Source organism: Plesiomonas sp. ZOR0011, assembly GCF_000800945.1.
GTDB classification, from domain to species: domain Bacteria; phylum Pseudomonadota; class Gammaproteobacteria; order Enterobacterales; family CAMTGL01; genus Plesiomonas; species Plesiomonas shigelloides.
Genome location: NZ_JRKB01000061.1, coordinates 148,726 through 170,902, shown reverse-complemented (window position 1 = coordinate 170,902; position 22,177 = coordinate 148,726). Strand labels below are relative to the sequence as shown.

Here is a 22,177-nt window from a genome sequence, read left to right as displayed (position 1 = left end):
TTTACCGCTCATAGGCACCTCTCTTTGCGTTAGTTTATCTAACTGAAAGGTGTCTAGGAAATTGGTGGCGATTCAACGAGCCTATTTGGTGGTGACTCCAACGAATTCCCCCTAACCATTACAAATATACCCATACAACCGCAATGTATCCTCCAAAGAACACAAACGAGTCCCTAGGTTAAGCGTTGCGGCACTGCCGGCGGCGACGCCAAAGCGTACGGTATCAATGAGATCTGCGCCTTGAGATAGTTTTAATGTCATTGCGCCAACCATGCTGTCACCTGCGCCAACAGTACTCATTTTTTTCACCGGTGGTGGCACAACTTGAACGCAATGATCACGGTCTACGGCGAGTGCCCCTTGTGGCCCGAGTGACACTACTACGCGTTCGGCGGCGCCAGACTGCACTAATTCTTTGGCTGCATTGCGCTCGTCATCAGGATCTTCCAAAGTTCGACCAATCAGTGCAGAGAGTTCATTTTGGTTCGGTTTGACCAACGCAATACCGCATAAATCTAAACACGCTTTTAGGGCATCGCCAGAGCTATCGATGATGCACTGGAGGCCGTTGGCTTTTGCTTGTTGCACCAGTTCGATTAATTTTTCTAACGGTGTGCCGGGAGGCAAGCTGCCACTAATAACCAGAATCGAACCGGCAGGTATGGCATTGACGCGCTCAGCCAGTTGGTCAAACTCGGATTGGGTTAATTGCGCTCCTGGCATCACAAAGCGAAATTGTTCGCCACTGCTGTCTACATGGACATGCAGATTTTGCCGTGTCCAATCGGCGGTGGTTAAGGTCTCGGTCTGAATCCCTTCGCGATCAAGCAGTTCTTTGAGATGCTCGCCTGTGGGGCCGCCAATCGGGAAAATCGCGTGAGCTTGACCGCCCAGATAGACGATAGCGCGCGCAACATTAATTCCACCGCCGCCCGGTTCAAATACCGGCGCGGTACAACGCAGTTTTCCTTCCGGATACATTTTGGCCGTGGTGGTTGCGCTGTCTAATGAAGGAGACAACGTTAACGTGAATATCTCGGTCATGATAATACACCCATAATGGTCGTCATTAGCGCACGACATGGTGCGTGAGCGGGGCGGATGCGAAACTGTGCATCTATAAGCCGCGTATCTAGAAGCTATGCATCTAAGTAAAGCATATAACCGAGAACTGATGAGCTGACATGTAAAAGAGTGTGATGTTGCGTTGAGATATCCCTGAGCAGGCGGCTTCGTGTATAAATGAATCAATCAATTTGGAAAATCGGACAGGGAAAGCAAATGAACATATCTATCCAAAAAATCACACCACATGATGATGCGGTGATTTGCCACATTATCAAAACCGTTGGCGCTGAGTTTGGGGCAATTGGGGACGGTTTTGGTCCTTCTGATGCCGAAGTACTGCATATGAGTGAACATTACTGCGCTTCAATGCGAAGCCAATATTGGGTAGCTCGTATTGATGGCGTGGTGGTGGGTGGCTGTGGCATTGCGCCATTTAATGACAGTACAGAGACCAGTGAACTGCGTAAGCTCTTTTTACTGCCGGAAGGTCGAGGCTGCGGGTTGGGGCGGCAATTAGTGCAGCAATGTTTGTCTTTCGCCCAAGCGCAAGGGTTTACTCACTGTTACCTCGATACCTTAAAAAGCATGCATGCGGCGATTTCCCTGTATGAATCTTTAGGATTTGAGCATTTAGCTCAACCGCTAACGGGTACGCCACATTGTGGTTGTGATGTTTGGATGCTAAAGAAAATCAATAATTAAATGAACACGGGGAAGTGTAGCCTGCTGTCGTACATCCCCCGTATCACAGCATTTTATAAATTGCAGCACTGAATTTACTGCGATTTTTGATCCAGCAGCGGCTCAATAAATGCAGCCACTTTATCGCGGATCAGTGGCTGCGCCTCGGCTGTTGGGTGGATCCCATCACTCATCATCATTTCCGGTTTTAATGCAATATCTTCTATAAAGAAAGGGAGCAGAGGCAGGCTGTATTGCGTGGCAAGCTCAGGGAAGATTTGCTCGAACTGTCTCAGATAACGTGCACCATAGTTGCGAGGAAGTTGAATCTGGGTTAATACCACGTGAGTCTGTTGCGCTTTAGCCAGCTCAATCATTTGCGTGAGGTTTTGGCGCACAAGGGCTGGGGTAAAGCCGCGCAGGCCATCATTACCACCCAGTTCAATCAGCAACCAGTCGGGTTGATGTTCAGTAAGCAGAGCCGGTAAGCGATTCAATGCACCTTGCGTTGTTTCACCGCTGACACTGGCATTAATCAGCGAGTGGTCGGTGCCCTCGGAATGCCATTTTTGCTGTAGCAATGCAGGCCAACTTTGCTCTGCCTGCATTTGATAACCGGCACTGAGGCTGTCGCCAAGAATCAGCAGTGTTTGGGCATGAACGGATGAAACCCATAAACACAAGGCAAACAGGATACGTGCCATGAATTCAACTCCCATTATTGTTGTCAGGGGCCTTGGCAAATCAGTGCGTCTTGGCCAAGAAACTCTCACTATCCTTGAAGGTATTGACTTACAAGTCAATAGCGGCGAAACCGTGGCGCTAGTCGGCGCCTCCGGATCGGGAAAATCCACTTTGTTAGGATTATTGGCGGGGTTGGATTTGCCCTCCGTCGGTAGCATCAGCATCTTAGGGCAATCGCTCACCGAACTAGATGAAGAAGGGCGTGCGAAATTACGGGCGGAGCAGATCGGCTTTGTATTCCAGTCATTTTTACTGCTTCCCACCATGACCGCACTAGAGAATGTTATGTTGCCGGCGGAGTTACGGGGCGAGACCGATTGTGAGCCTCGCGCTCGCGCGTTACTGGAATCCGTCGGCCTTGGCGATCGTTTACATCATTTACCACCGCGCTTGTCGGGTGGGGAGCAGCAGCGCGTGGCGATTGCGCGTGCGTTTATGACGCGACCGCGTTTATTACTGGCGGATGAGCCGACCGGTAATCTCGATAGTAAGACCGGTGAAAAGGTGATTGAGTTGCTGTTTGCCCTTAATCGTGAACATGGCACCACGTTAGTAGTCGTGACCCACGATCGTGAATTGGCGAGCCGCTGTCAGCGACAGGTCGTGATGGTTGCTGGCCATTTGGAGGGGCATGATGTATCGGCATGACCGCGAAAATTCTGCGCACACCTTACCGCCAAAACCGGCCATACACCTAACAATGAGCCTAACCCTTGCACTAACTCGTGCAAACCGACATTCGGCTAGTCTTCACCATAAAGAACTATGCGGAGGGATGGGCATATGACGCAATGGCGATTAGGCTGGCGTCTGTTGCGCCGCGAAGGGTTTAGCGGTGAGCTGCGTTGGTTTGTGTTAGCACTAGCTCTGAGTGTGGCCTGTGTTTTGAGCGTGGCGCTGGTGGCCGATCGCCTTGGGGCAGGGCTTAAAGCGTCAGGGCGTGATTTTATCGGCGCGGATCGCGTATTGCGAACGGCAACGCCAATCCCTTCGGCTTGGTTACAGCAAGCAACGCAAGAGGGATTAGCTGTACAAACCACCGTCAGCTTTAACAGCATGCTGTTTCACGGCGATGCGCTACAGTTGGCCTCAATCCGCGCTGTGCCTGATGGTTTTCCTTTCTATGGCCGCTTAGAGTTAACCCCTAAACAGCCGCCAAAGCCAGGGGAAATCTGGTTGTCGGCCAGAGTGATGCAGCTGTTGGATGCTAAAGCCGGTGACGATATTGAGGTTGGCAATACCGTGTTGCGCGTGGCAGGCCTTTTGGGAGAAGAACCCGATCAAGGGTTTAGTCCTTTCTTACTGGCGCCGCGCGCCTTGATCCATAGCGCGGATATTGAGGCGACGGGCGCTTTGTTACCGGGGTCACGTCAGCAATGGCGATATTTGTTTAAAGGAACAACCGAAGAACTGAACCGTTATGCCAACTGGCTAACCCCGCAGTTACAAGCCGGACAAAAATGGATTTTGCCGGATGACACCGAATCCCAAGTCGGGCGCTCTTTAGGCAATGCCGAACGCTTTTTCCGATTAGCCTCGTTGTGTGGTGTATTACTCGGTGCGCTGGCTATGGGGATTGCGGTGCGGCACTTTGCCGAGCGGCAGACCAACATGGTGGCTCTGCTTAAAACCTTGGGTGCATCGCGCGCCAGTTTATGGCAATTGATGGGCAGCTTATTGTTTTCACTGACATTGCTGGGCGCGCTGTTAGGCGTGGTAGCCGGTACCGCAATGCAGTGGGTGACCTTGCAATTACTCGGTGAGCTGCTGCCTCCTGATTTGCCGGCGCCGTCATGGAGGCCTTTTGCGCTAGGCATTGCGGTGGCATTTTTCATTACCGCATTATTGGCGTTGATCCCTTTCTTACGCTTGCTGAAAGTACCGCCGCTGCGGGTATTGCGCCGCGAACTGGAGGCCGGTATTCCCAGTTGGTTTGCCATTCCTGTCGGGTTGCTTGGGCTATTTGCATTGGTCTGGGGATTTACCGCCGATGTGCGCTTAGCACTAGGGTTAGTCGGCGGTATGGGCATATTGATGGGGCTGCTAGCTGCTGTGGCTGCGTTATTGCTTCGCTTGGGCGCACGCATCAAAGGGCCACATGCCTTGCGATTGGCGCTGTCGCATCTTTCCCGTGAGCGCGCCAGTGGGCTGTTTCAATTAGCCGGTTTTGCGCTGGCGTTAATGCTGCTCGGTTTGCTGTGGGCGGCGCGTACTGACTTGTTGGATGAGTTTGCCGCCCGTTTACCGGCTGATGCGCCTAATCGCTTTTTGGTCAATGTGGCTGAGGGCGAGCGTGATGCAATTGGGCAAGCGCTGCACGCCGCCGGAGCGGTGATGTCGGACTTTTACCCTGTGGTGCGAGGGCGTTTGACGCATATTGCCGGTGAAGCTGTTGGCGAAGGGGCGGATACTGGGCGCGAAGGTGTCGATCGAGAACTGAATTTTACCACCACGGGCACCTTACCGGCTGATAATCAGGTGACCAATGGCAAATGGTTGCAAGGTAAGGGAGAAGTCTCGGTCGATAGCGAATTAGCCAAGCGCCTAAACATTCAACTTGGCGATATGCTCGGTTTCACAATTGAAGGACGCAGCTTCGAGGCGCGCGTGACCAGTTTACGTAGCATCAAGTGGGATAACATGCGTCCGAATTTTTACATGATCTTCTCGGACGATTTGCTGGCGCCATTCTCGCGCACGTGGCTCGGAAGCTATCGCTTACCAGAGAGCGGACGGGCAGCGGAAATTGAACTGATCCGTCAACATCCTACGGTCAGCCTGATTGATGTCGATGATTTGATCACGCGTTTATCGCGGGTATCCGAGCAAGTCAGCCGGGCATTGGCATTGATGCTGGGGTTAGTGACCATTGCCGCTTTACTGGTCTTGTTGACGCAGACGCAGGCCAGTATGGCAAGTCGCCGTCGCGAGCTCTTATTGATGCGTATGCTGGGGGCCGGAAGCCATTTGCTGGGTAACATGTTGCGTTGGGAGTTGGTGGCTAGCGGTGTACTTGCCGGCTTGTGCGCAGCCATCGTGGTAGAGTTCAGTTCGCTAGCGCTGCAGTGGTGGTGGTTTGATGGGCAATGGCAACTGCATTGGGATATCTGGCTGGGCTTACCTTTATTTGGCGCGGTGTTGATTACACTGACCGGACAAGGCATGCGCCGACAGCTGTTGGCCGGTACGTTGAGTGAACGATTACGAGGCTTAGGGCAAGAGTTACAGTGAGGCGTAGGGAATATCGCGCGTAATATTCGTATGCTGAAGGTGTCGCTGTCCGGTCATTCCGGGCAGCGCATTATCCTTGCTTTGTGAAGTGGCGTTGTGCTGTTAACCTGTAATGCGCATTAGGCGGTGATGCGATTATTGCGTACTAACGCGCGTCGTACGTTTTTACACATTTTGCCGAACTGATTGAGATCATCAAAGCCGGGTGCGATCCCCCGATCTAGCTGGTGTTGCCAGTATTGCAATTCAGTATCGACCAAATCCATCAGCTTTTTCGGACATCCGACACAGGAGTTATCCGGCCCACAGGTAAAGGTATCTTGCTGATACAAAGGGAATTCGGCTTTTACCGCATCGATGATCTGTTGCATCGCGGTGATGCGATCAGGTTTGATAGACATGCATACTCCCCAGTCATTCTCCCCATTAACAACACCCACATAAAATACGAAGGCTGTGCGTATATTTAGGTTGTTTGTCTCTGAAAATAACTGTTTTCAGAAAACGGTTGGTTTGAGAGGCTGATCGGATTCAAACGAACACTCAAATTTAGCGGTGTATTGTATCGAGCGATGCAAAATAGTCTATTTTCTGTGAAGTGGAAGATATTGTCTTCGTCGGTTGCTTAATGTTTGTATTGTGTGCAGGTTTATTTGTTTTGAGTGAAAGATAATGTTGAACGCGGGCGACACCTAACTTGTAACTTGAAAATGCGGCCCGCATTCTGAGATCAGCGATCAGCGCTTTAAAATGCGAATTGAGCGAATCTTATTATCAAAATCAATCGCTTCCTGATCACCGCCCTGACGGGTGTAGTAGCCACCGGTGTAGCTGATACCTTCATAGAAACGGACAGTCCAGCCATCAGGAATACTGAAGGAAGAGAGCCGATCCGCGAAACCATAACGGGCAAGATCCGGCATATCACGGCTAATCGCCAATGATGCTCCGCGCTGGTGGCTGCCATCAAAAATCATCAACACGTTTTGTGCGTGGCCATCATCCTCGTCTAATGAGGTGGCTGTGCATACGGCATCTTTGGTTTTACAGAAAATACTGCCATTGCCTTGGCCTTGTTCACAGCGTTGGCTCACTTTGTGGCGAGCGCTGCGCTCTGAGCGGCCTGCATCAGCGTACACATCACTGAATGGAGTCAGGGTGCATACATAGATGCGTTCACGGTAGGCAGGGCGTGAGGCCGGCTCATACACCGGATCTAACCCGATATTTTGATTGATGATAATCGATGCATCGGCGCAGCCGGCAACCGTGAGGAGTAAAATCCCAGATAATTGCTTGACCATAAATGACCTTGTATTACAAATGGGGCGAGAGAATTGCATAAATAGATACGAATGACCAGTGTTTGCTGCGTGATATGCGGCAAATTGTGGTGAAAAAGAAGTAGCGAAGAGGTGGGAAAACGCATTTAAAAGAGACAAAAATGCCGCGGTGTACTGGCCGTGATGTTGATGTCACTGGCCAGCACAACGCGGCGGGAGTGCCGATTTATTCGCTAAGAGTATTAAATATCAAAGCGATCGGCATTCATCACTTTGGTCCATGCGGCGACAAAGTCATGAACAAACTTCGGATGATTATCATCTTGCGCATACACTTCGGCGTAAGCCCGCAAAATGGAATTGGAGCCAAACACCAAATCCACTCGGGTAGCGGTCCAGCGCACGGCACCGGTTACGCGGTCACATATCTGATACAGATTTTCGCCTGCCGGTTTCCATGTGTAGCTCATATCGGTCAAGTTGACGAAGAAATCGGTCGACAAGACGCCAATACGATCAGTGAATACGCCATGCGCCGAGCCTGCGTAGTTGGCTCCTAATACCCGCATGCCGCCCATCAGTGCGGTCATTTCTGGCGCAGTCAGCCCCATCAGTTGCGTTCTGTCGAGCAACAACTCTTCCGGAGTGACCACATAATTTTTCTTCAACCAGTTGCGATACCCATCAGCCAGTGGCTCTAGCACGTCAAAAGATTCTACGTCGGTCATCTCTTGTGTTGCATCACCGCGGCCTGGAGCAAACGGCACTGATACTGCCACTCCCGCTGCTTTCGCCGCTTCCTCAATGGCTGAATTCCCGGCTAGTACAATCACATCGGCAATACTGGCACCGGTTGCTGCAGCGATCGGCTCCAGCACCGCTAATACGCGCGCTAAGCGTTCAGGCTCGTTGCCTTGCCAATCTTTTTGTGGTGCTAAACGAATATGTGCGCCGTTGGCGCCGCCGCGTTTATCTGAATTACGGAAGGTACGGGCACTGTCCCATGCGGTCGTGACGCGATCACTGATAGACAGGCCGCTGGCTACAATGCGTGCTTTGACATCAGCCACATCGTAATCAGTGCGTCCAGCCGGCACCGGATCTTGCCACAGCAGAGTTTCGGCTGGCACATCGGGTCCGAAATAGCGGGATATTGGCCCCATGTCGCGGTGAGTCAGCTTGTACCATGCGCGGGCGAACACCTCAGAGAAGTAGGCTGGGTCTTTATAGAATCGCTCGGAGATCTTGCGGTATTCCGGATCCATCTTCATGGCCATATCGGCATCGGTCATGATGGGGTTGTAGCGAATGCTTGGGTCTTCCACATCAACCGGCTTGTCTTCTTCTTTGATGTTGATTGGCTCCCATTGCCATGCGCCCGCCGGACTTTTAGCCAGCTGCCAGTCATAATTGAGCAGCAACTCAAAGTAGCCGTTATCCCATTGGGTAGGGTGGGTAGTCCATGCGCCTTCCAGTCCACTGCTGACTGTATTGCGACCAATCCCTCGGCTGGTTTTATTCAGCCAACCGAAACCTTGATCTTCGATCTCCGCACCTTCTGGTGCTGGCCCTAAATCTTTGGCAGAGCCATTGCCGTGACATTTCCCTACGGTGTGGCCACCAGCGGTAAGCGCGACGGTTTCTTCGTCATTCATCGCCATACGTGCGAAGGTGACGCGCACATCATGTGCGGTTTTCAGTGGATCTGGCTGACCATCCACCCCTTCAGGGTTAACGTAAATCAGCCCCATCATCACCGCGGCGAGCGGGTTTTCCAGATCGCGTTCACCGGAGTAACGGCTATTTTTGGCGGTGCTGGGGGCCAGCCATTCTTTTTCCGAACCCCAGTACACATCTTTTTCAGGATGCCAAATATCTTCGCGACCAAACGCAAAACCAAAGGTTTTCAGGCCCATTGATTCATAAGCCATGGTACCGGCGAGAACAATCAAATCAGCCCAGCTAATCTTGTTTCCGTATTTTTTCTTGATTGGCCACAGCAGTCGACGGGCTTTATCCAAGTTGACGTTATCAGGCCATGAATTGATAGGGGCAAAACGTTGGTTACCGTGTCCTGCGCCGCCACGGCCATCGGCAGTACGGTAAGTGCCCGCAGAGTGCCATGCCATCCGAATCATTAAACCGCCGTAATGTCCCCAGTCCGCTGGCCACCACGGTTGGCTGTCGGTCATCAGCGCTTTAACATCATTTTTCAGAGCTTCCACATCCAGTGTTTTCAGGGCTTCGCGGTAGTTAAAGGCAGCGCCCATCGGGTCAGTTTTGCTGTCATGCTGGTGCAAGATATCCAGATTCAGGCTTTTAGGCCACCAATCTGCGTTGGTATTGGCTGAACCGGATGAGGTCAACGCACCATGCATGACCGGACATTTTCCGGAAGGGGTGCTGTGTTTATTTTCCATATGAGCTCCTGTTCATTTCCAGTATGAAACGCATTGCTGCCATGGTTAACATGCCAACACTCATCAACGCTAAGGGCCTCTGAGCCCTAGGTTTGAAGCGCATGTTCAGCCATAGCTGAAATCATTATGCAGAACATCAAAACGCTTTCTTGCCTGCATACTTTGCGAAGGCGCAAACAACGTTACGCTGATGTGCATGTACATAAAAACACTGCAAGTATAGGTAGAGAGTGGCCAGTCTGCTGACGACACTCCACCATTTAGATGGCGCTATCACAAACATGCCGTCACCCCTGTGTAGCACAACCTCGAAACGCTAACACTGCTGTATAACCAAAAGTGTTATGCGGTGCAGCTTCTTTAGATTTGCTATAAGTCGCGGTGTTTTAATCTGTTACAAGGAATGTTGTGCTGATTGAACGGTGGTTGTCGGAATCTGGATATGCGCGTAATTGACCACGAGAAAAGAGAATGGCTAAGCGCGGGATAGGATGCTGGAGTCAGCCACGTAATCCGCTTATAGTGCGTTTTTTAGGGATAGAACAGGGTTATTCAAGATGCATATTGTTTGTGAAACCGCACGGTTGCGAGTGCGTCATTTTACCGATGCCGATACCGCATTTATCCAGCACTTGCTGAATGAGCCGGCATTTTTGCAATATATCGGTGACAAACAGGTTCGGGATACGGCAAGTGCATTGAACTATATTCAGCACGGGCCACAAGCCTCTTACGCGCAACATGGTTTTGGTTTGAATTTGGTTGAGCTTAAAGCCTGCGGTACCCCTGTGGGGATGTGTGGCCTGTTACAGCGTAACGAGTTGGATTTGCCCGATCTGGGTTATGCCTTCTTGTCGGCGCACTGGCGTCAGGGTTATGCAAAGGAAGCGGCGCTGGCCGTGTTAGACAATGCGCGTGAACAGCATGGCGTCAACCAAGTGTTAGGCATTACATTGCCCGACAATATTGCATCTAATCATCTGCTTACCGCCTTGGGGTTTGCGCCTCATGGCACCATCGCAATGTATGGATCGGAAAATAATCTCTATCTGCGTACACTGCAGCCGCGCTAACACGCGCCTCACACATAACATGATTAGGGACACGTGCAATGAAGATAGAGATCGGCACCTTAGATGATGTGCTGCAGGTAGATGCGGGGATCCCCGAATTTGATGGCCGGACAACGCGTGCACTATTAGAAGAGCGTTTGGCTGGTCAGCCGACGCTGATCTTAATTGCGCGAGCGGAGGGAAGAGCGGTTGCCTACAAACTGGGCTATGCGATTTCCGAGCGTGAGTTTTACAGTTGGCTAGGCGGTGTATTGCCAGAATATCGTCGCAAGGGGATCGCTAGCGAACTGCGTCAAGTGCAAGAAGCGTGGGCGCGCGCGCAGGGGTATCACTGCGTGAAGGTGAAATCGATGAATCGTTATCCGGCGATGTTGCAGTTGCTGATTGCCAGCGGCTACAACATTGTCGGCTACGAAGAAAATGCGTTAGTGCCAGAATGTGGGGAAGGAAAAATCCTGTTTCAGCGCATGCTGCAAGCATGTTGAGTGCTGTTATAGTTTATTGAGTTACTCTAAATTTAATTTAAATAAATCAACATAATACATAAATTTACACATGGAATTTGTTCATGAAAGTATTGGGTCGGACTTTTTTTCGCGCCGCTGCGGTAGTGATTTCTTGCTGGTCATTCGCGGGTTTAGCGCAGAACTCCTTGGTTAAGGAACAGGATACTGCGGCGTTATCCGCGCAAATGAAATCGGTGGAGCAGACATTAGGGGCACGAGTGGGGGTATCTGTATTTATCCCGAGTCAAGGCGTGGTGTGGAATTACCACGGCGACCAGCGTTTCCCGATGATGAGTACGTTTAAAACGTTGGCTTGCGCTAAAATGCTGTCGGATGTTGATGCGGGTAAATTGGCATTGAACGATACCGTTAAGGTTCGCAGTGAAGATCTCATGGAGTATTCGCCGGTATTGCGTCCACTGGCAGGTACGGATATCACGTTACAAGCGGCGTGTCAGGCAACCATGGAAACCAGTGATAATACCGCCGCCAACTTGGTGCTTGAAAAAATCGGTGGTCCTGCTGCGCTAACAGCATACTTGCAGTCAATCGGTGACAATGTCACAAGATTGGATCGCAATGAGCCAACACTCAATGAAGCGGCCAAAAACGATCCGAGGGATACCACCACGCCGAATGCGATTAACCACACCTTGAACACATTGGTGCTCGGCGAGACCTTATCTAGTGCTTCACGTCAGCAGCTGAAAACGTGGATGCAAGATAATAAAGTGGCGGATGGGTTGTTGCGCTCCGTGCTGCCTCAAGGCGTTCAGATCGCCGATCGCTCTGGTGCGGGTGGTTTTGGCTCCCGTGGGATCACCGCGTTGGTTTGGTCTGCGCAACAAGAGCCGATGTTTGTCTCTATCTACCTGACGCAAACCGAAGCGACCTTTGATGAGCGTAATGCCGCGATTGTAACTATCGGCAAAAGCATATTTGATACATTTTTGACCCGCTAACCGGTATTATTACCGCAATAACGAAGGCAGCCAGCATGGCTGCCTTTTTGTCTGTATTTTGTACTGCATGCCGCTTATATAAACCGAACGTGTTGAGTTTATGATAAAAATTGAATGCCTGAGTGCACATCCACACCTGATTGACCATATTGCTCGCTGGCATTTCGATGAATGGCATTCGCTATACCCTGAGCGCAGCCTTGATGATTTTGCCGCTGACCTGCGCGAATCTCTGGGGGAGCACGCGGTACCGTCAACGTGGCTGATTTTCCATCAAGGTGAACTCTCGGGCACTGCGGCGGTGCTGCAACACGATATGGAAACCAACCGCGAACTCACACCTTGGCTGGCGAATGTCTTTATTAAGCAAGATAAGCGCGGGTTAGGGCTGGGGCGTAAAGTGGTGCATCATGTGATGAGTGCGCACGGTAAACAGAGTGATGAGCCGCTGTTTTTGTTCACGGAAGATCAGCAAGCGTTTTATCAAAGTATGGGCTGGCAAGAAATCAAACAGGAAAGCTACGCTAACAAACCGGTGTCCGTGATGCAGTTTATACCCGCATCTCGTACCGATATTGTGGCGTAACCCAATAGGTATTTACGTGACACTGTCACTTTTGTGCGATTATCTCGAACCATCACGCTCAATCGCAGAAAACAGGTTTTTGGCGCCATATCTGGGGAAAGGGGAACAGCAAGCATGCCAAATTTAGATAATCGTATCCCGCCACCATTGATTGCAGCGAGTGCCGCCTTGCTGATCGGGTTACTGTCATTTTTACCCGGGCATTTTCCGTTGCCGCATGGTCTGCGTATCGCGCTCATGATTGTGTTGTTCGCTATGGGCATATTACTGGGAATTGGCGGTGTGATAGCGTTTAAGCGTGCACAGACCACGGTAAATCCACTCAAACCGGAAACGGCATCTACCTTGGTGGTTGGCGGCGTGTACCAATATTCTCGCAACCCAATGTATACCGGTTTAGCCCTCTGGCTGGTGGCCTGGGCATTGTATCTGGATTCAGTCATCGCGTTAGCTGGGGTAGCCGTATTTGTTAGCTACATGACCCGTTTTCAGATTAAGCCAGAAGAGCGGGCGATGCAGGCCCTGTTTGGCGCGCAATTTGAGTTGTATAAAGTACTAGTGAGGCGTTGGTTATAAGCGCCTTATCAGTCTACTGTGCGGCAGACGCTGGCATGTGTTAGGTAACATCCTCCATACTAAAATTTCATACGAGTAAAGGCAGTGCATGTAGCGCTGCCTTTATTCTTTGTGCCTACAGCGCTACCTCTGATGGGGTAGATTCAGCTTTATCTAGTCTACGAAGTGGCTAACTGTCTGCTTATCAAGATTAATTTTTCAGCACTCACACAACATAATGCGTTTTTTTTAAGGATCGTGGATTAATCTCACATCCTGATACTGGTTTTTGTTTTCAGGGTTTGATATACCGAAATCAGAGGCAACACGGAGCATGACAGAGCGGAGGTATTGCGCATAAAACTGGGGAGATGCAAGAGGGCAACGTTCTCTTGGTTCCGACATCTCTAATGCAACTGTGGGTATGCGGGCTTCCGACATACCGGGCTATCCGTAAGGAGGGCATAATGCTGGTAAGTAAACATGGGATTGGTGGCGTCGGCATGCATGATGATGGATGTGACTACACCGCAGTAATCTTAGATCGGCAAAATGCCGCAGCGAGAGCCAGAACGCGGACGGGGTTTCGTCCCGCAGTAAAACCGGTAAAAGTCTCTGATATTTCTGTACCTGAAATCGCACAGGTTTTTTTGGGTGACAGAATGACCTTTTCAAGAGGTATTCTTGAAGGTATCTATCACCTACAAATGTTAGGGTATTCCGCTGAAACGATAGCGGAGCGAACGGGGATTGGATTGATCACCGTGAAAGATATCCTACGTCGAAAAACAAACTCTCACCGTGCGGCATTCAGTGCTGCTTCTGTTAAGCCGTTGTCTAGCGAACGGGCAATTTTTGATTTGATCCGTATAGCCGATGAGAGAGATAGGCAAGAGCGTCGAGTCAGTTAATACGTCACTCTTGTTTTCAACTACGGTGGTTCTGCGCCTCCGTAGTTGATACCGAATGTTTCAATATGTATCCGTTTATTTACTCATCGTTTGCTAACTGGCGTTATCTCGCAAAAAATAATTGTCTTTATACTTAGTTTATTCGTTGTGTAATAATTAAAAGGTTGTTTTGTTTTATCTCGCTCAATCTCTTTTCTATATGGAAAAGGTGTTTTATAAATGAGCTGGTACAAAAATAATAATTAGGCATCATGTTGTATATTGAATAGAAGATATGCGTTATGAGTGGACACTCTTGGGTATGTATCAGGTGTAAAATGCCAGCCATCCATGGAACAGGATTACAAAAACTACGTAAAAACCTTCTCACGTTTAGAGGCATTTTTGCGCTCACAACGTTTTTTCTTGCTGTGTTTTTCTTTGTTCTTCTCGTATTACAATTACGAAAAGATGAGGCCATGGATTATGAAGCGCTGACGTATTGCTGGGATCTAGGTATTTCAGCTGCGTTTATGGCATTGCTTAGCATTATTGCAATAACCAAAGCGGTTTTTTGATTGCTTAATCATTGTGACTGGCAACAGGCTTACTAAGATGTTCAACGGAGGATAAATGCCGTTTAGCATGTTGGTGAGCCTGTTTGCGTTTGATACGGAATAATCAAGAACGTAGGCATAAAGTGGTTATGAGTTGATTTTATTGGTGACCAGATGATTGCTATGTCACTGATTGGAAAGTAAATAATAGCTAGGTAAACTTAGGATAACAAGGAAGATTGCAAATGGGGGATGTAACCGTACTGTGGCATGTTGCTGTGATTTGGGGATTAGCTGTACTGACTCCTGGCGCGAATGTGCTGTTAACTTTGAATACTGCGTTGACGCAAGGTCGTCACAGTGCGTCTTGGGCTGCATTGGGCGTAACTAGCGCGGTATTTATCTGGGCTCTCTTGGGTGTGTCTGGTCTGCTTTTGCTCTTCAAAACATTCCCTTGGTTGCTCTACCTGGTGCAAGGTGCGGGTGGAATATATTTACTGTATTTAGGCTATAACAAGTTGTACAAGGTCGTGTATGAAATAATTAAACGACACGCAGTAAAAATAGAGCCAGTGCCACTGACAACAAGCATAACACCTGTGTATTCGGTTGCGCCATCAACGAAATCAATGTTTAAAACAGCGATGGTAACCAGTCTTATTAATCCTAAAACAGGTCTTTTTGTCCTCAGTCTTTTTTCTGTCACGCTTCCTGATGTATTTCCTGCCACGCTGGCATCACTGGTTGTGATCATTATGTGTTGCATTACACTTATGTGGCACATGACGTTGGCGGTAGTGTTTTCTAAATCCGCGGCCAAAAATGTATATCACAAAGCTTTTATTCCCATTGAACTTTGCTGTGGCGGATTGTTCACTTACTTTGGATTAAGGATATTATTAGGTTAAATCACTCATCTTGCCGTTGTTGTCCTAATCTTGTTCTTGAACTGGCCGTCTTGTTTAAATGTATAGCGAGCCAGAAGTTTGCAGGATAATCTAACGAGTTGTGATTTATCTCATCCTTCGACGACTTCTCTCTTCGGATATCACTTTTTGACTGGCAAGTTCACCAACCTTAACTAAACTCAATAATGGGTATTGAAAGATAATACCTTTATAAGGAATACCTATAGAGACTTATAGGTGAAAGGCATCTGTTTTTGAAAGAAAAATCAAAGACATCTGCTGCAACATAGAAAAGCAACGCGTAAAACCGAAAGCGTAAGACATGTAATCAGATGGTAATTAAAGGTAACCGGCCTGTATACCCTGTTTGATGAATGGTGGTAATGTGACTCTAGGGCATGTTATCCCAGTTGGGAGCAAACACTTCTGGTATCTGAACGCTGAAATGCAGTTTGGTTTGAAGTGATCTCGCTGGAAGCAAATGATGACAGCCCACTTTTGAATGGTATGTGTGATGATACATGTCACGGAACACTGAACACCGCGGTTGTGGTGTCAGAGTCCGGAAACGTGTAACCAAGTAAAGGAAAGGAGGCGTTATCAGGGATTATAGGTAAATCATTCAAACCAATCCTCAAAGAGGTGGCAGGATGCTGATTCCATTATCGTTAAGTGTTGTCGTGTTACTGGCTGTGGTAGGTTTGTTTATGATGAACCGAAAATCCACGAGCAATGGTCAAATGGGTAGCTTCTATGGTGCGTCCAAAACACCATCAGGCTGGGATCAGGAAACTGATTGAAAACGGTAATTTGATATACTAATGTTTGATTAGTGAATCAACGCGATGCGGTCATAAGGAGGGTGACAAAAGGAAGCATAACTCGCGTATCCTTGCTAGCAACAGCAGGAAAATCCTAGCCTAGCGGCAAGTGACAAGAGGCAACAGCAAGATGCAGGAAAGCTAAGCAAGAAACGCAACAAGCTAGATCTAGATATGGTAAACACCGTAAATATACTCAGGAAAGTAGAGTAAGCAGGAAGTAAAGTCAGTAGTACGTATCAGTGATAAGTAAACGTTATACTGTAATGCGTTACCGGCCATGTAAGGTTCCACGTGAAGATGGCCATCAGGTAAGTGCATGGGGTAATTGACCGGACAGTCAAACAGTAAAATGCAAAGTACCAATACAGCGAGTCTGTAGCTAATACACCTTGTTATAAGGGTATAACTCAAGTGATAGCACATGAATTAACATGCTGTTGTATCGCAAACGAGTGAGCAAAAACTGTAACGTTAAACGTAAAGATACAAATCGGTCAAAACTGACGTTAAATGAGATAAAGCGAAGCAACAAGGTAAAGGTTAGTAAAGATAAATCGCAACGAAACGCAATGAAAATCAAACACGTAAGGCCTGATTTACGAGCTAGCAATTAGCTAACGGAATCAGTGAAGTCCGGCAGTTACAGATGTTAAACGTAAAACAATCTGGCTGAAGGAGCCAAACGAGTCTGGAGATAGGTTGGGCGTGTTATTGTTGTAGTGATACGGCAATGAGACGAGATGAGAATAGCGACATAATCCGTTGTTAAGTAGAGGTTTTGTGGTACGAGTAATAACCGGTGAAGTCCTTGGTGGTGGAAAACATTGCTGATGACTTTAGTGATTAACGTAAACATCGATAGTATGTACACCTAAAACCGGAATCGCTGATAGAGGATTCCGGTTTTTTATTGGCTATGCTTTGTGAACTTACTTTGTGAGCGAGCAGTGTGAACGGTTGCTTCTCAGCTGCTTCTCTCCCTCCGTGACGCTGTTAATACACCCAGTCTTTCAGCTTAAATCGCATCGTATGTTGCCCATCCGTCAGATGAAGAATCTGGTTTTGCCATGTCAGCGTTGCCCCTTGCTGTAGCATATGGGCAAACATTGCGTCCCATTTCTCCCATTCGGGATTCGCACAATTTTGTTGTGTTAGCGGGCGAAGGTCACTGACGAGCCGTTGTCCATCAATACGGTAAGTGCCTTGTAGCTCATGACAAAAGGTCGCCCCCAGTTGGCTATTTTCATAAAAATCGATACCGGGATACATGGTGTTGCCTTGTTGAACCGGAGTCTGGTCAACCTGAGTCAACACAAAATGACGATGCGCTAGCATTTGTGGCGTGATCAATGACTCTGACGCAGAGGATGTTGCTATGGCGTTTGCTGATGTGGCGGCGGTGTTGGTGCATGCGGTCAGTGTTAACAAGGGGAGGAGTAGCAGCAGTTTGTTCATAAGGTCAGCCAGCGATTTAATTTGCTTAGTAAAATAATCAGTTCCAGAGTGTTGGCTCTCTGTAATCTTGATGCGACATAATATGAAAATCATACCTTAAATCTGCAAGCGAAATAGCACTATTCTGACTTGGCTGCGCTTTAATGATAAATCCTTTTGTGATGGGCTAAGGCCAAATTATAATCTCTCTTTTCTTGTGGATGCGGTGAGATCTCGTTCATATGCTGAATGTGTTGGATTTTGTGTTTCCAGTATTACTGGGCATTGCGGTGATGGTCAATGTGGTCATTGCGGTGGTTCTGTGGAAGGGGCAAATCTGTCCGGGGCAGCGTCGTCGCTTGATTAAGCAGGGGCGTGGGTTGACGGTTTTATGGTTGTCAACGTTGGCTGCGGGTGCCGTTTCTCTAGAAAATTCAGTATTGGTATTTTTGGTTGCTGTAGCGGGGATTGCGTATGAATTTTCTCGCCACCAGCCAGTGCGAGCACGAAATGCATTGTTTGCTTCAGCGATTGTCGGCGTGTTTGCCTTTATAGCTGCGCTGTTTGTGCTGCCGGCGAAAGCGGTGATGGTGGTCAGTTTGCTGACATCTGGCGCTGCAGTAACACATACGTTGATGGTTTCTGCACGTTGTCGATTACAAGCATTTTACCGTCTATTACCTGCGACGGGGTTATTGGGTATTTTAGCCGCATGTGCTGAAGCAGTGCGATCCGCACTTAATGTAAATCTTATCAATGCCGTTTCTGCACAATATGCAACCGCAGGGGCATTGCTGATGCTGGCTGTTGCATTTGTCATTTGGATTTGGCCTGAGTTTAGTAAAGAGAAGCCTGGGTTGGGTCGAATGGCGGTTGTAAGTGCTATTTGTGTGATAAGTAACTTGTTTAATGGTGCGATTAATATTGGATATTGGATTTAACTTACTTTGATTGCTTATCGCATGAATGAAATGCTGATAACGGTTTTGAGATAAGACGAGCCGTAATCTCACAGATTAATTGTAGTATTAATGCAGTGAAACTATTTAATAGAGTTAGTGCTGATGTATTGACCGCTGGGGCAATATAAAGGGTAGGGTAACAGGCCGATCCTTGGCCAGTGGTTTACTTACTTTTTAATCCAAACAGCAGATAAAGCATATTGCGTAATTCAGCAAAATAATCATCTAACTGTGCTGTGCTGTCTCGTGAGCAATCACGCAGTACAGCCGTTACAATCAGTGGGATCATTCTACGGATAGTGGGTAAGCGGCTCTCATCAAAATGAGGGTTTAAATGAATAATCAAATTACCCCAAACATCAGATAACCATTCGTTTTCCAACTCATACAGGTTATGCAGCTCTGGTGTAATCGCTACAGAAGACCATACAGCCTGATAGCCGGGCTCTTTACTCAGAAAATGGATATGTACGTTCAGTAGAGCATTAATCAGCTCTTCGCCATCCAATCGTTGATCTCTGACCTGACGGAATTGCTCGCGGAGCTTTTCCAGATGGCTCAGAGCCAGTGCATGAATGACTGAGGTTTTATTAGGGAAGTATCGGTACAGTGAAGTCCGAGTAATACCCGCATGATTAGCGATATCACCAGGGTTAACCGCATCAATACCTTTCTGGTCGAATAGTTCTGCTGCAGCATCCAAGATGCGTTGAACGCGCTCCCGGCTACGGCGTTGTAGTGGTTGTTGTCGCTGCACGACGTGATTCCTCATGTGTTGTGATTTTATCGGTGACCACTGTTCGAACTTGTTTTATCACAATTGGTGTTGTTTTATTTATAAAGCTAGAAGCGAAAGCTTGAGTTCGTCAAATAGCATTTGAATAAATCGTTCAATGTATTTTTGTCGGGTTTCCGACAGCATTGATATCAATTTCCATTCATAAAAGTAACGGTATTCGACGAATTGACATGTTTTGCCTATATTCTGCGCAAAAGAAGGCATAACTTAGCAGAAAATCAGAAACAAACAAGCGGGAGTATAGTGTCGTATCTCACGGATATTTCAGCGTTATTTTTAAGACAGTGTGTTTTAAAATTAATTAACTTAATGAAATATCTTTAGTTCTTTGAGGAGGGCTTGGGGAAAATAGGACAGGAGGTATACAACCCCCTGTCGATAATTTTTTTTGGTCAGAGCTCGGATGTCGGATTATATTTCGACTTTATTTACACAGTGTTTTGTTTTAACGAACTCTGCGATATTGCTCAGTGTGGTTTCGGCGATATTGGTCAGCGCTTCTTCGGTTAAGAACGCTTGGTGACCGGTGAACAGTACGTTGTGGCATGCCGACAGACGACGGAACACGTCATCTTTGATCACGTCATTGGATTTGTCTTCGAAGAACAGATCGCGTTCATTTTCATACACATCCAGACCCAGAGAACCAATCTGCTCTTGCTTCAAGGCTTCGATAGCATCTTGAGAGTTCAGCAGAGCACCACGACTGGTGTTGATGATCATCACGCCTTTCTTCATCTTGGCAAACGCATCAGCATTCAGCAGATGGCGATTTTCCGGTGTCAGTGGGCAGTGCAGTGAAATCACATCTGACTGGGCAAACAGGGTATCAAGATCCACATATTTACCACCGAGTTTAGCCACTTCAGGGTTTTCGTACGGATCAAAGGCCAGCAGATTCATGCCAAATCCTTTCAGGATACGCATGGTGGCAATACCGATTTTACCGGTACCGATGATCCCCGCGGTTTTACCGTGCATATTAAAACCGGTCAGGCCTTCCAGTGAGAAGTTGGCATCACGGGTGCGCTGGTAAGCGCGGTGAATCCGGCGATTCAGGGTCAGCATCATACCGACCGCATGTTCTGCGACGGCTTCCGGGGAGTAAGCGGGCACACGCACGACGGTGATGCCGTACTCTTTGGCGGCTTCCAAATCGACGTTATTAAATCCGGCACAGCGCAGAGCAATCAGTTTGATCCCCTGTTGAGCAAGCACCTGAATAGCTTCACGATCGGCGGTATCGTTCACGAAGATACAGACAACGTCAGCGCCTTCGGCCATCCGCGCGGTCTTCGCATCAAATTTAAAGTCGAAAAATTCGATATTAAAGCCAAAATCCTGATTTACCAGGCTGAAAAACTTACGATCGTATTGTTTGGTACTGAATACAGCGATATTCATGGTCACATTCTCCGCAACTCAAGCTGTAATTAAATTACAGAAATAATTGATGCAAATCAAATAACGTGCCAGGTCGCACTGTAAGTAGACGTTAACAAAGGTGTACAGCTCTAATTTATGTTATTTATTTTCATAAATTGGCGAGAGAACCCGCAGCGACAGAAGCCGCAGTGGTGTTGGCTGCGTTCGTTCACCTCAATCACGTAGTTTGCCTATGCTCATGGGGCTTCATGCACTGGCCACCAGCAACTTCACGTTGTTTGGGTATATCGACTCTCGCCACTTAATGTTTGTACACATCATGTTTCTACACACGTCTCGCCATACTTCCCAATCAATGCTGAACTTCAATCTCAATCGGTAACCTCGGCACGAGTCCCGTATAAGTATGGATGAAGCCAGATGCTCGGTGAGTGGTACGTCTGTGAAATTCTTTGCCTAGGTCATCGGGTTCACACTTTACGGACTATACACTGGCTACATGGACTCTTGAGTCTCGCTGCGGTTGAGTGTCGTGGTCGCATTTTGCTGCGTGCTGACGGCGCGTTGCGGCTCGAATCACCGACAATGTTCAAATAAGCTGGGCTGGTGACTTTGTTATCTGCTGAACCTTGTCTATCTTTAGAAGAAAATACCGAACATTATTCTTTGCTGCCGTGTTTTCTTTCGCTAGAAGAGGGGATTGCCATGGAGTCCATTAAAGTTGCTGATTATATGCATCGCAAGATCGTGACACTGTCACCTAAAATGACGCTGACGGGTGCGCTAAAGGTTCTGCTGGATAATCAGCTGACTGGCGCTCCGGTGGTTGATGCGCACGGTATGTTGGCCGGATTTATCTCCGAACAAGACATGATCAAACGCTTGCTCAGTGCGTCGTACCATAACAGTGAGTTTTCCTATGTGTCTGATTTGATGCGAACCGAAGTCCTGACGGTTGCCCCTGATGACTCTGTGGTGGAGATTGCACAGATGATGGCGCAACAAAAACCGAAGATTTATCCGGTTTGTCTGGATGGTCGTGTGGTGGGCATTATAGATCGCCATGACATTATGCGCGCTATATATAACCATCTTTCCAAGAATCACAATGTCATATAACTGAGTTGGTTTATGGCAGTAGTGATATTAACTGTTCTTTGCGCACAAGTTCGGAGTTTTCCATTGTGCCGTTCCGAGCTGTGCGCTTGGTCCAAAAATAGATATCTAATTGATTCATTATGTTTTTCTGACATAACTCACGGCGATTTTTCCCCAGTCTGAGATGATATCCGTAACTTTTTTATGGAT

The 22,177-nt window shown here is 48.1% G+C and carries 22 protein-coding genes; 14 read left to right on the top strand and 8 right to left on the bottom strand.

The annotated features are described in order from the left end of the window. Positions 1 to 111: 111 nt before the first annotated feature. Positions 112 to 1,044 (bottom strand): 6-phosphofructokinase II, encoded by a 933-nt coding sequence (gene pfkB, locus L975_RS10815; protein WP_047708618.1) that lies wholly within the window; start codon positions 1,042 to 1,044, stop codon positions 112 to 114. A 237-nt stretch (positions 1,045 to 1,281) separates the two neighbouring features. On the opposite strand from pfkB, the gene L975_RS10810 reads away from it, so the two are divergent. Beyond that, positions 1,282 to 1,770 carry a GNAT family N-acetyltransferase gene (locus tag L975_RS10810; protein WP_047708616.1) on the top strand — a complete coding sequence of 163 codons (489 nt, stop codon included), beginning with the start codon at positions 1,282 to 1,284 and terminating at the stop codon, positions 1,768 to 1,770. Between the two features lie 74 nt (positions 1,771 to 1,844). Here the strand turns inward: L975_RS10810 and L975_RS10805 are convergent, their stop codons facing one another. Next, entirely contained in the window at positions 1,845 to 2,453 is a 609-nt protein-coding gene (locus L975_RS10805; RefSeq protein ID WP_047708614.1) for an arylesterase, read from the bottom strand. On the opposite strand from L975_RS10805, the gene L975_RS10800 reads away from it, so the two are divergent. Continuing rightward, positions 2,452 to 3,141, top strand: coding sequence for an ABC transporter ATP-binding protein (locus L975_RS10800; RefSeq protein ID WP_047708613.1), 690 nt, complete (start codon positions 2,452 to 2,454; stop codon positions 3,139 to 3,141). The genes L975_RS10805 and L975_RS10800 overlap by 2 nt on opposite strands. Positions 3,142 to 3,276: 135 nt before the next feature. Next, the gene (locus L975_RS10795) at positions 3,277 to 5,724 is read left to right on the top strand and encodes an ABC transporter permease (RefSeq protein ID WP_047708612.1); all 2,448 of its coding nucleotides are present in this window, start codon (positions 3,277 to 3,279) and stop codon (positions 5,722 to 5,724) included. A gap of 119 nt (positions 5,725 to 5,843) precedes the next feature. Here L975_RS10795 and L975_RS10790 read toward each other — a convergent pair whose 3' ends face one another. From L975_RS10790 to katG, 3 genes are all read right to left on the bottom strand, one after another. Further along, entirely contained in the window at positions 5,844 to 6,125 is a 282-nt protein-coding gene (locus tag L975_RS10790; RefSeq protein ID WP_010863499.1) for a hypothetical protein, read from the bottom strand. A 336-nt stretch (positions 6,126 to 6,461) separates the two neighbouring features. Next, positions 6,462 to 7,028, bottom strand: a complete 567-nt coding sequence (locus L975_RS10785) for a beta/gamma crystallin-related protein (protein WP_047708609.1) — start codon at positions 7,026 to 7,028, stop codon at positions 6,462 to 6,464. Positions 7,029 to 7,249: 221 nt separating this feature from the next. Further along, on the bottom strand, positions 7,250 to 9,427 hold the full coding sequence (gene katG, locus L975_RS10780) for a catalase/peroxidase HPI (protein WP_047708607.1): 2,178 nt from the start codon (positions 9,425 to 9,427) through the stop codon (positions 7,250 to 7,252). Between the two features lie 557 nt (positions 9,428 to 9,984). On the opposite strand from katG, the gene L975_RS10775 reads away from it, so the two are divergent. From L975_RS10775 to L975_RS18190, 9 genes are all read left to right on the top strand, one after another. Then, positions 9,985 to 10,500: a GNAT family N-acetyltransferase gene (locus L975_RS10775; RefSeq protein ID WP_047708605.1), complete on the top strand. Its 516-nt coding sequence runs from the start codon at positions 9,985 to 9,987 to the stop codon at positions 10,498 to 10,500. Positions 10,501 to 10,538: 38 nt separating this feature from the next. Then, a complete protein-coding gene (locus tag L975_RS10770) occupies positions 10,539 to 10,985 on the top strand; it encodes a GNAT family N-acetyltransferase (RefSeq protein ID WP_047708603.1) in 447 nt (148 codons plus the stop codon). Between the two features lie 83 nt (positions 10,986 to 11,068). Then, positions 11,069 to 11,968, top strand: a complete 900-nt coding sequence (gene bla / locus L975_RS10765) for a class A beta-lactamase (RefSeq protein ID WP_047708601.1) — start codon at positions 11,069 to 11,071, stop codon at positions 11,966 to 11,968. A 100-nt stretch (positions 11,969 to 12,068) separates the two neighbouring features. Continuing rightward, complete coding sequence (locus tag L975_RS10760) at positions 12,069 to 12,554, top strand: GNAT family N-acetyltransferase (protein ID WP_047708600.1); 486 nt, start codon at positions 12,069 to 12,071, stop codon at positions 12,552 to 12,554. Between the two features lie 114 nt (positions 12,555 to 12,668). Continuing rightward, positions 12,669 to 13,130 carry an isoprenylcysteine carboxylmethyltransferase family protein gene (locus tag L975_RS10755; RefSeq protein WP_047708598.1) on the top strand — a complete coding sequence of 154 codons (462 nt, stop codon included), beginning with the start codon at positions 12,669 to 12,671 and terminating at the stop codon, positions 13,128 to 13,130. Positions 13,131 to 13,576: 446 nt separating this feature from the next. After that, on the top strand, positions 13,577 to 14,020 hold the full coding sequence (locus tag L975_RS10750) for a hypothetical protein (protein ID WP_052181418.1): 444 nt from the start codon (positions 13,577 to 13,579) through the stop codon (positions 14,018 to 14,020). Positions 14,021 to 14,337: 317 nt separating this feature from the next. Further along, positions 14,338 to 14,577 carry a hypothetical protein gene (locus L975_RS10745; protein ID WP_047708596.1) on the top strand — a complete coding sequence of 80 codons (240 nt, stop codon included), beginning with the start codon at positions 14,338 to 14,340 and terminating at the stop codon, positions 14,575 to 14,577. Between the two features lie 224 nt (positions 14,578 to 14,801). Next, positions 14,802 to 15,464 (top strand): LysE family translocator, encoded by a 663-nt coding sequence (locus L975_RS10740; RefSeq protein WP_047708595.1) that lies wholly within the window; start codon positions 14,802 to 14,804, stop codon positions 15,462 to 15,464. 650 nt (positions 15,465 to 16,114) lie between these two features. Next, complete coding sequence (locus L975_RS18190) at positions 16,115 to 16,264, top strand: hypothetical protein (protein ID WP_156121201.1); 150 nt, start codon at positions 16,115 to 16,117, stop codon at positions 16,262 to 16,264. A gap of 1,017 nt (positions 16,265 to 17,281) precedes the next feature. Here L975_RS18190 and L975_RS10735 read toward each other — a convergent pair. Then, positions 17,282 to 17,743, bottom strand: a complete 462-nt coding sequence (locus L975_RS10735) for an META domain-containing protein (RefSeq protein ID WP_177326638.1) — start codon at positions 17,741 to 17,743, stop codon at positions 17,282 to 17,284. Positions 17,744 to 17,964: 221 nt separating this feature from the next. On the opposite strand from L975_RS10735, the gene L975_RS10730 reads away from it, so the two are divergent. Next, on the top strand, positions 17,965 to 18,663 hold the full coding sequence (locus tag L975_RS10730) for a hypothetical protein (RefSeq protein ID WP_047708592.1): 699 nt from the start codon (positions 17,965 to 17,967) through the stop codon (positions 18,661 to 18,663). A gap of 184 nt (positions 18,664 to 18,847) precedes the next feature. Here L975_RS10730 and L975_RS17305 read toward each other — a convergent pair whose 3' ends face one another. After that, positions 18,848 to 19,441, bottom strand: coding sequence for a TetR family transcriptional regulator (locus L975_RS17305; protein WP_010863513.1), 594 nt, complete (start codon positions 19,439 to 19,441; stop codon positions 18,848 to 18,850). A gap of 453 nt (positions 19,442 to 19,894) precedes the next feature. Next, complete coding sequence (locus L975_RS10720; protein WP_047708591.1) at positions 19,895 to 20,887, bottom strand: 2-hydroxyacid dehydrogenase; 993 nt, start codon at positions 20,885 to 20,887, stop codon at positions 19,895 to 19,897. A 588-nt stretch (positions 20,888 to 21,475) separates the two neighbouring features. On the opposite strand from L975_RS10720, the gene L975_RS10715 reads away from it, so the two are divergent. Beyond that, positions 21,476 to 21,988, top strand: coding sequence for a CBS domain-containing protein (locus tag L975_RS10715; RefSeq protein ID WP_197665258.1), 513 nt, complete (start codon positions 21,476 to 21,478; stop codon positions 21,986 to 21,988). The last annotated feature ends 189 nt before the right edge of the window (positions 21,989 to 22,177 follow it).

What these genes read in the sequence shown, in the direction of transcription:
- pfkB (WP_047708618.1), bottom strand. Translation starts at nt 1,044, where the DNA reads ATGACCGAGATATTCACGTTAACGTTGTCTCCTTCATTAGACAGCGCA.
- L975_RS10810 (WP_047708616.1), top strand. Translation starts at nt 1,282, where the DNA reads ATGAACATATCTATCCAAAAAATCACACCACATGATGATGCGGTGATT.
- L975_RS10800 (WP_047708613.1), top strand. Translation starts at nt 2,452, where the DNA reads ATGAATTCAACTCCCATTATTGTTGTCAGGGGCCTTGGCAAATCAGTG.
- L975_RS10805 (WP_047708614.1), bottom strand. Translation starts at nt 2,453, where the DNA reads ATGGCACGTATCCTGTTTGCCTTGTGTTTATGGGTTTCATCCGTTCAT.
- L975_RS10795 (WP_047708612.1), top strand. Translation starts at nt 3,277, where the DNA reads ATGACGCAATGGCGATTAGGCTGGCGTCTGTTGCGCCGCGAAGGGTTT.
- L975_RS10790 (WP_010863499.1), bottom strand. Translation starts at nt 6,125, where the DNA reads ATGTCTATCAAACCTGATCGCATCACCGCGATGCAACAGATCATCGAT.
- L975_RS10785 (WP_047708609.1), bottom strand. Translation starts at nt 7,028, where the DNA reads ATGGTCAAGCAATTATCTGGGATTTTACTCCTCACGGTTGCCGGCTGC.
- katG (WP_047708607.1), bottom strand. Translation starts at nt 9,427, where the DNA reads ATGGAAAATAAACACAGCACCCCTTCCGGAAAATGTCCGGTCATGCAT.
- L975_RS10775 (WP_047708605.1), top strand. Translation starts at nt 9,985, where the DNA reads ATGCATATTGTTTGTGAAACCGCACGGTTGCGAGTGCGTCATTTTACC.
- L975_RS10770 (WP_047708603.1), top strand. Translation starts at nt 10,539, where the DNA reads ATGAAGATAGAGATCGGCACCTTAGATGATGTGCTGCAGGTAGATGCG.
- bla (WP_047708601.1), top strand. Translation starts at nt 11,069, where the DNA reads ATGAAAGTATTGGGTCGGACTTTTTTTCGCGCCGCTGCGGTAGTGATT.
- L975_RS10760 (WP_047708600.1), top strand. Translation starts at nt 12,069, where the DNA reads ATGATAAAAATTGAATGCCTGAGTGCACATCCACACCTGATTGACCAT.
- L975_RS10755 (WP_047708598.1), top strand. Translation starts at nt 12,669, where the DNA reads ATGCCAAATTTAGATAATCGTATCCCGCCACCATTGATTGCAGCGAGT.
- L975_RS10750 (WP_052181418.1), top strand. Translation starts at nt 13,577, where the DNA reads ATGCTGGTAAGTAAACATGGGATTGGTGGCGTCGGCATGCATGATGAT.
- L975_RS10745 (WP_047708596.1), top strand. Translation starts at nt 14,338, where the DNA reads ATGCCAGCCATCCATGGAACAGGATTACAAAAACTACGTAAAAACCTT.
- L975_RS10740 (WP_047708595.1), top strand. Translation starts at nt 14,802, where the DNA reads ATGGGGGATGTAACCGTACTGTGGCATGTTGCTGTGATTTGGGGATTA.
- L975_RS18190 (WP_156121201.1), top strand. Translation starts at nt 16,115, where the DNA reads ATGCTGATTCCATTATCGTTAAGTGTTGTCGTGTTACTGGCTGTGGTA.
- L975_RS10735 (WP_177326638.1), bottom strand. Translation starts at nt 17,743, where the DNA reads ATGAACAAACTGCTGCTACTCCTCCCCTTGTTAACACTGACCGCATGC.
- L975_RS10730 (WP_047708592.1), top strand. Translation starts at nt 17,965, where the DNA reads ATGCTGAATGTGTTGGATTTTGTGTTTCCAGTATTACTGGGCATTGCG.
- L975_RS10720 (WP_047708591.1), bottom strand. Translation starts at nt 20,887, where the DNA reads ATGAATATCGCTGTATTCAGTACCAAACAATACGATCGTAAGTTTTTC.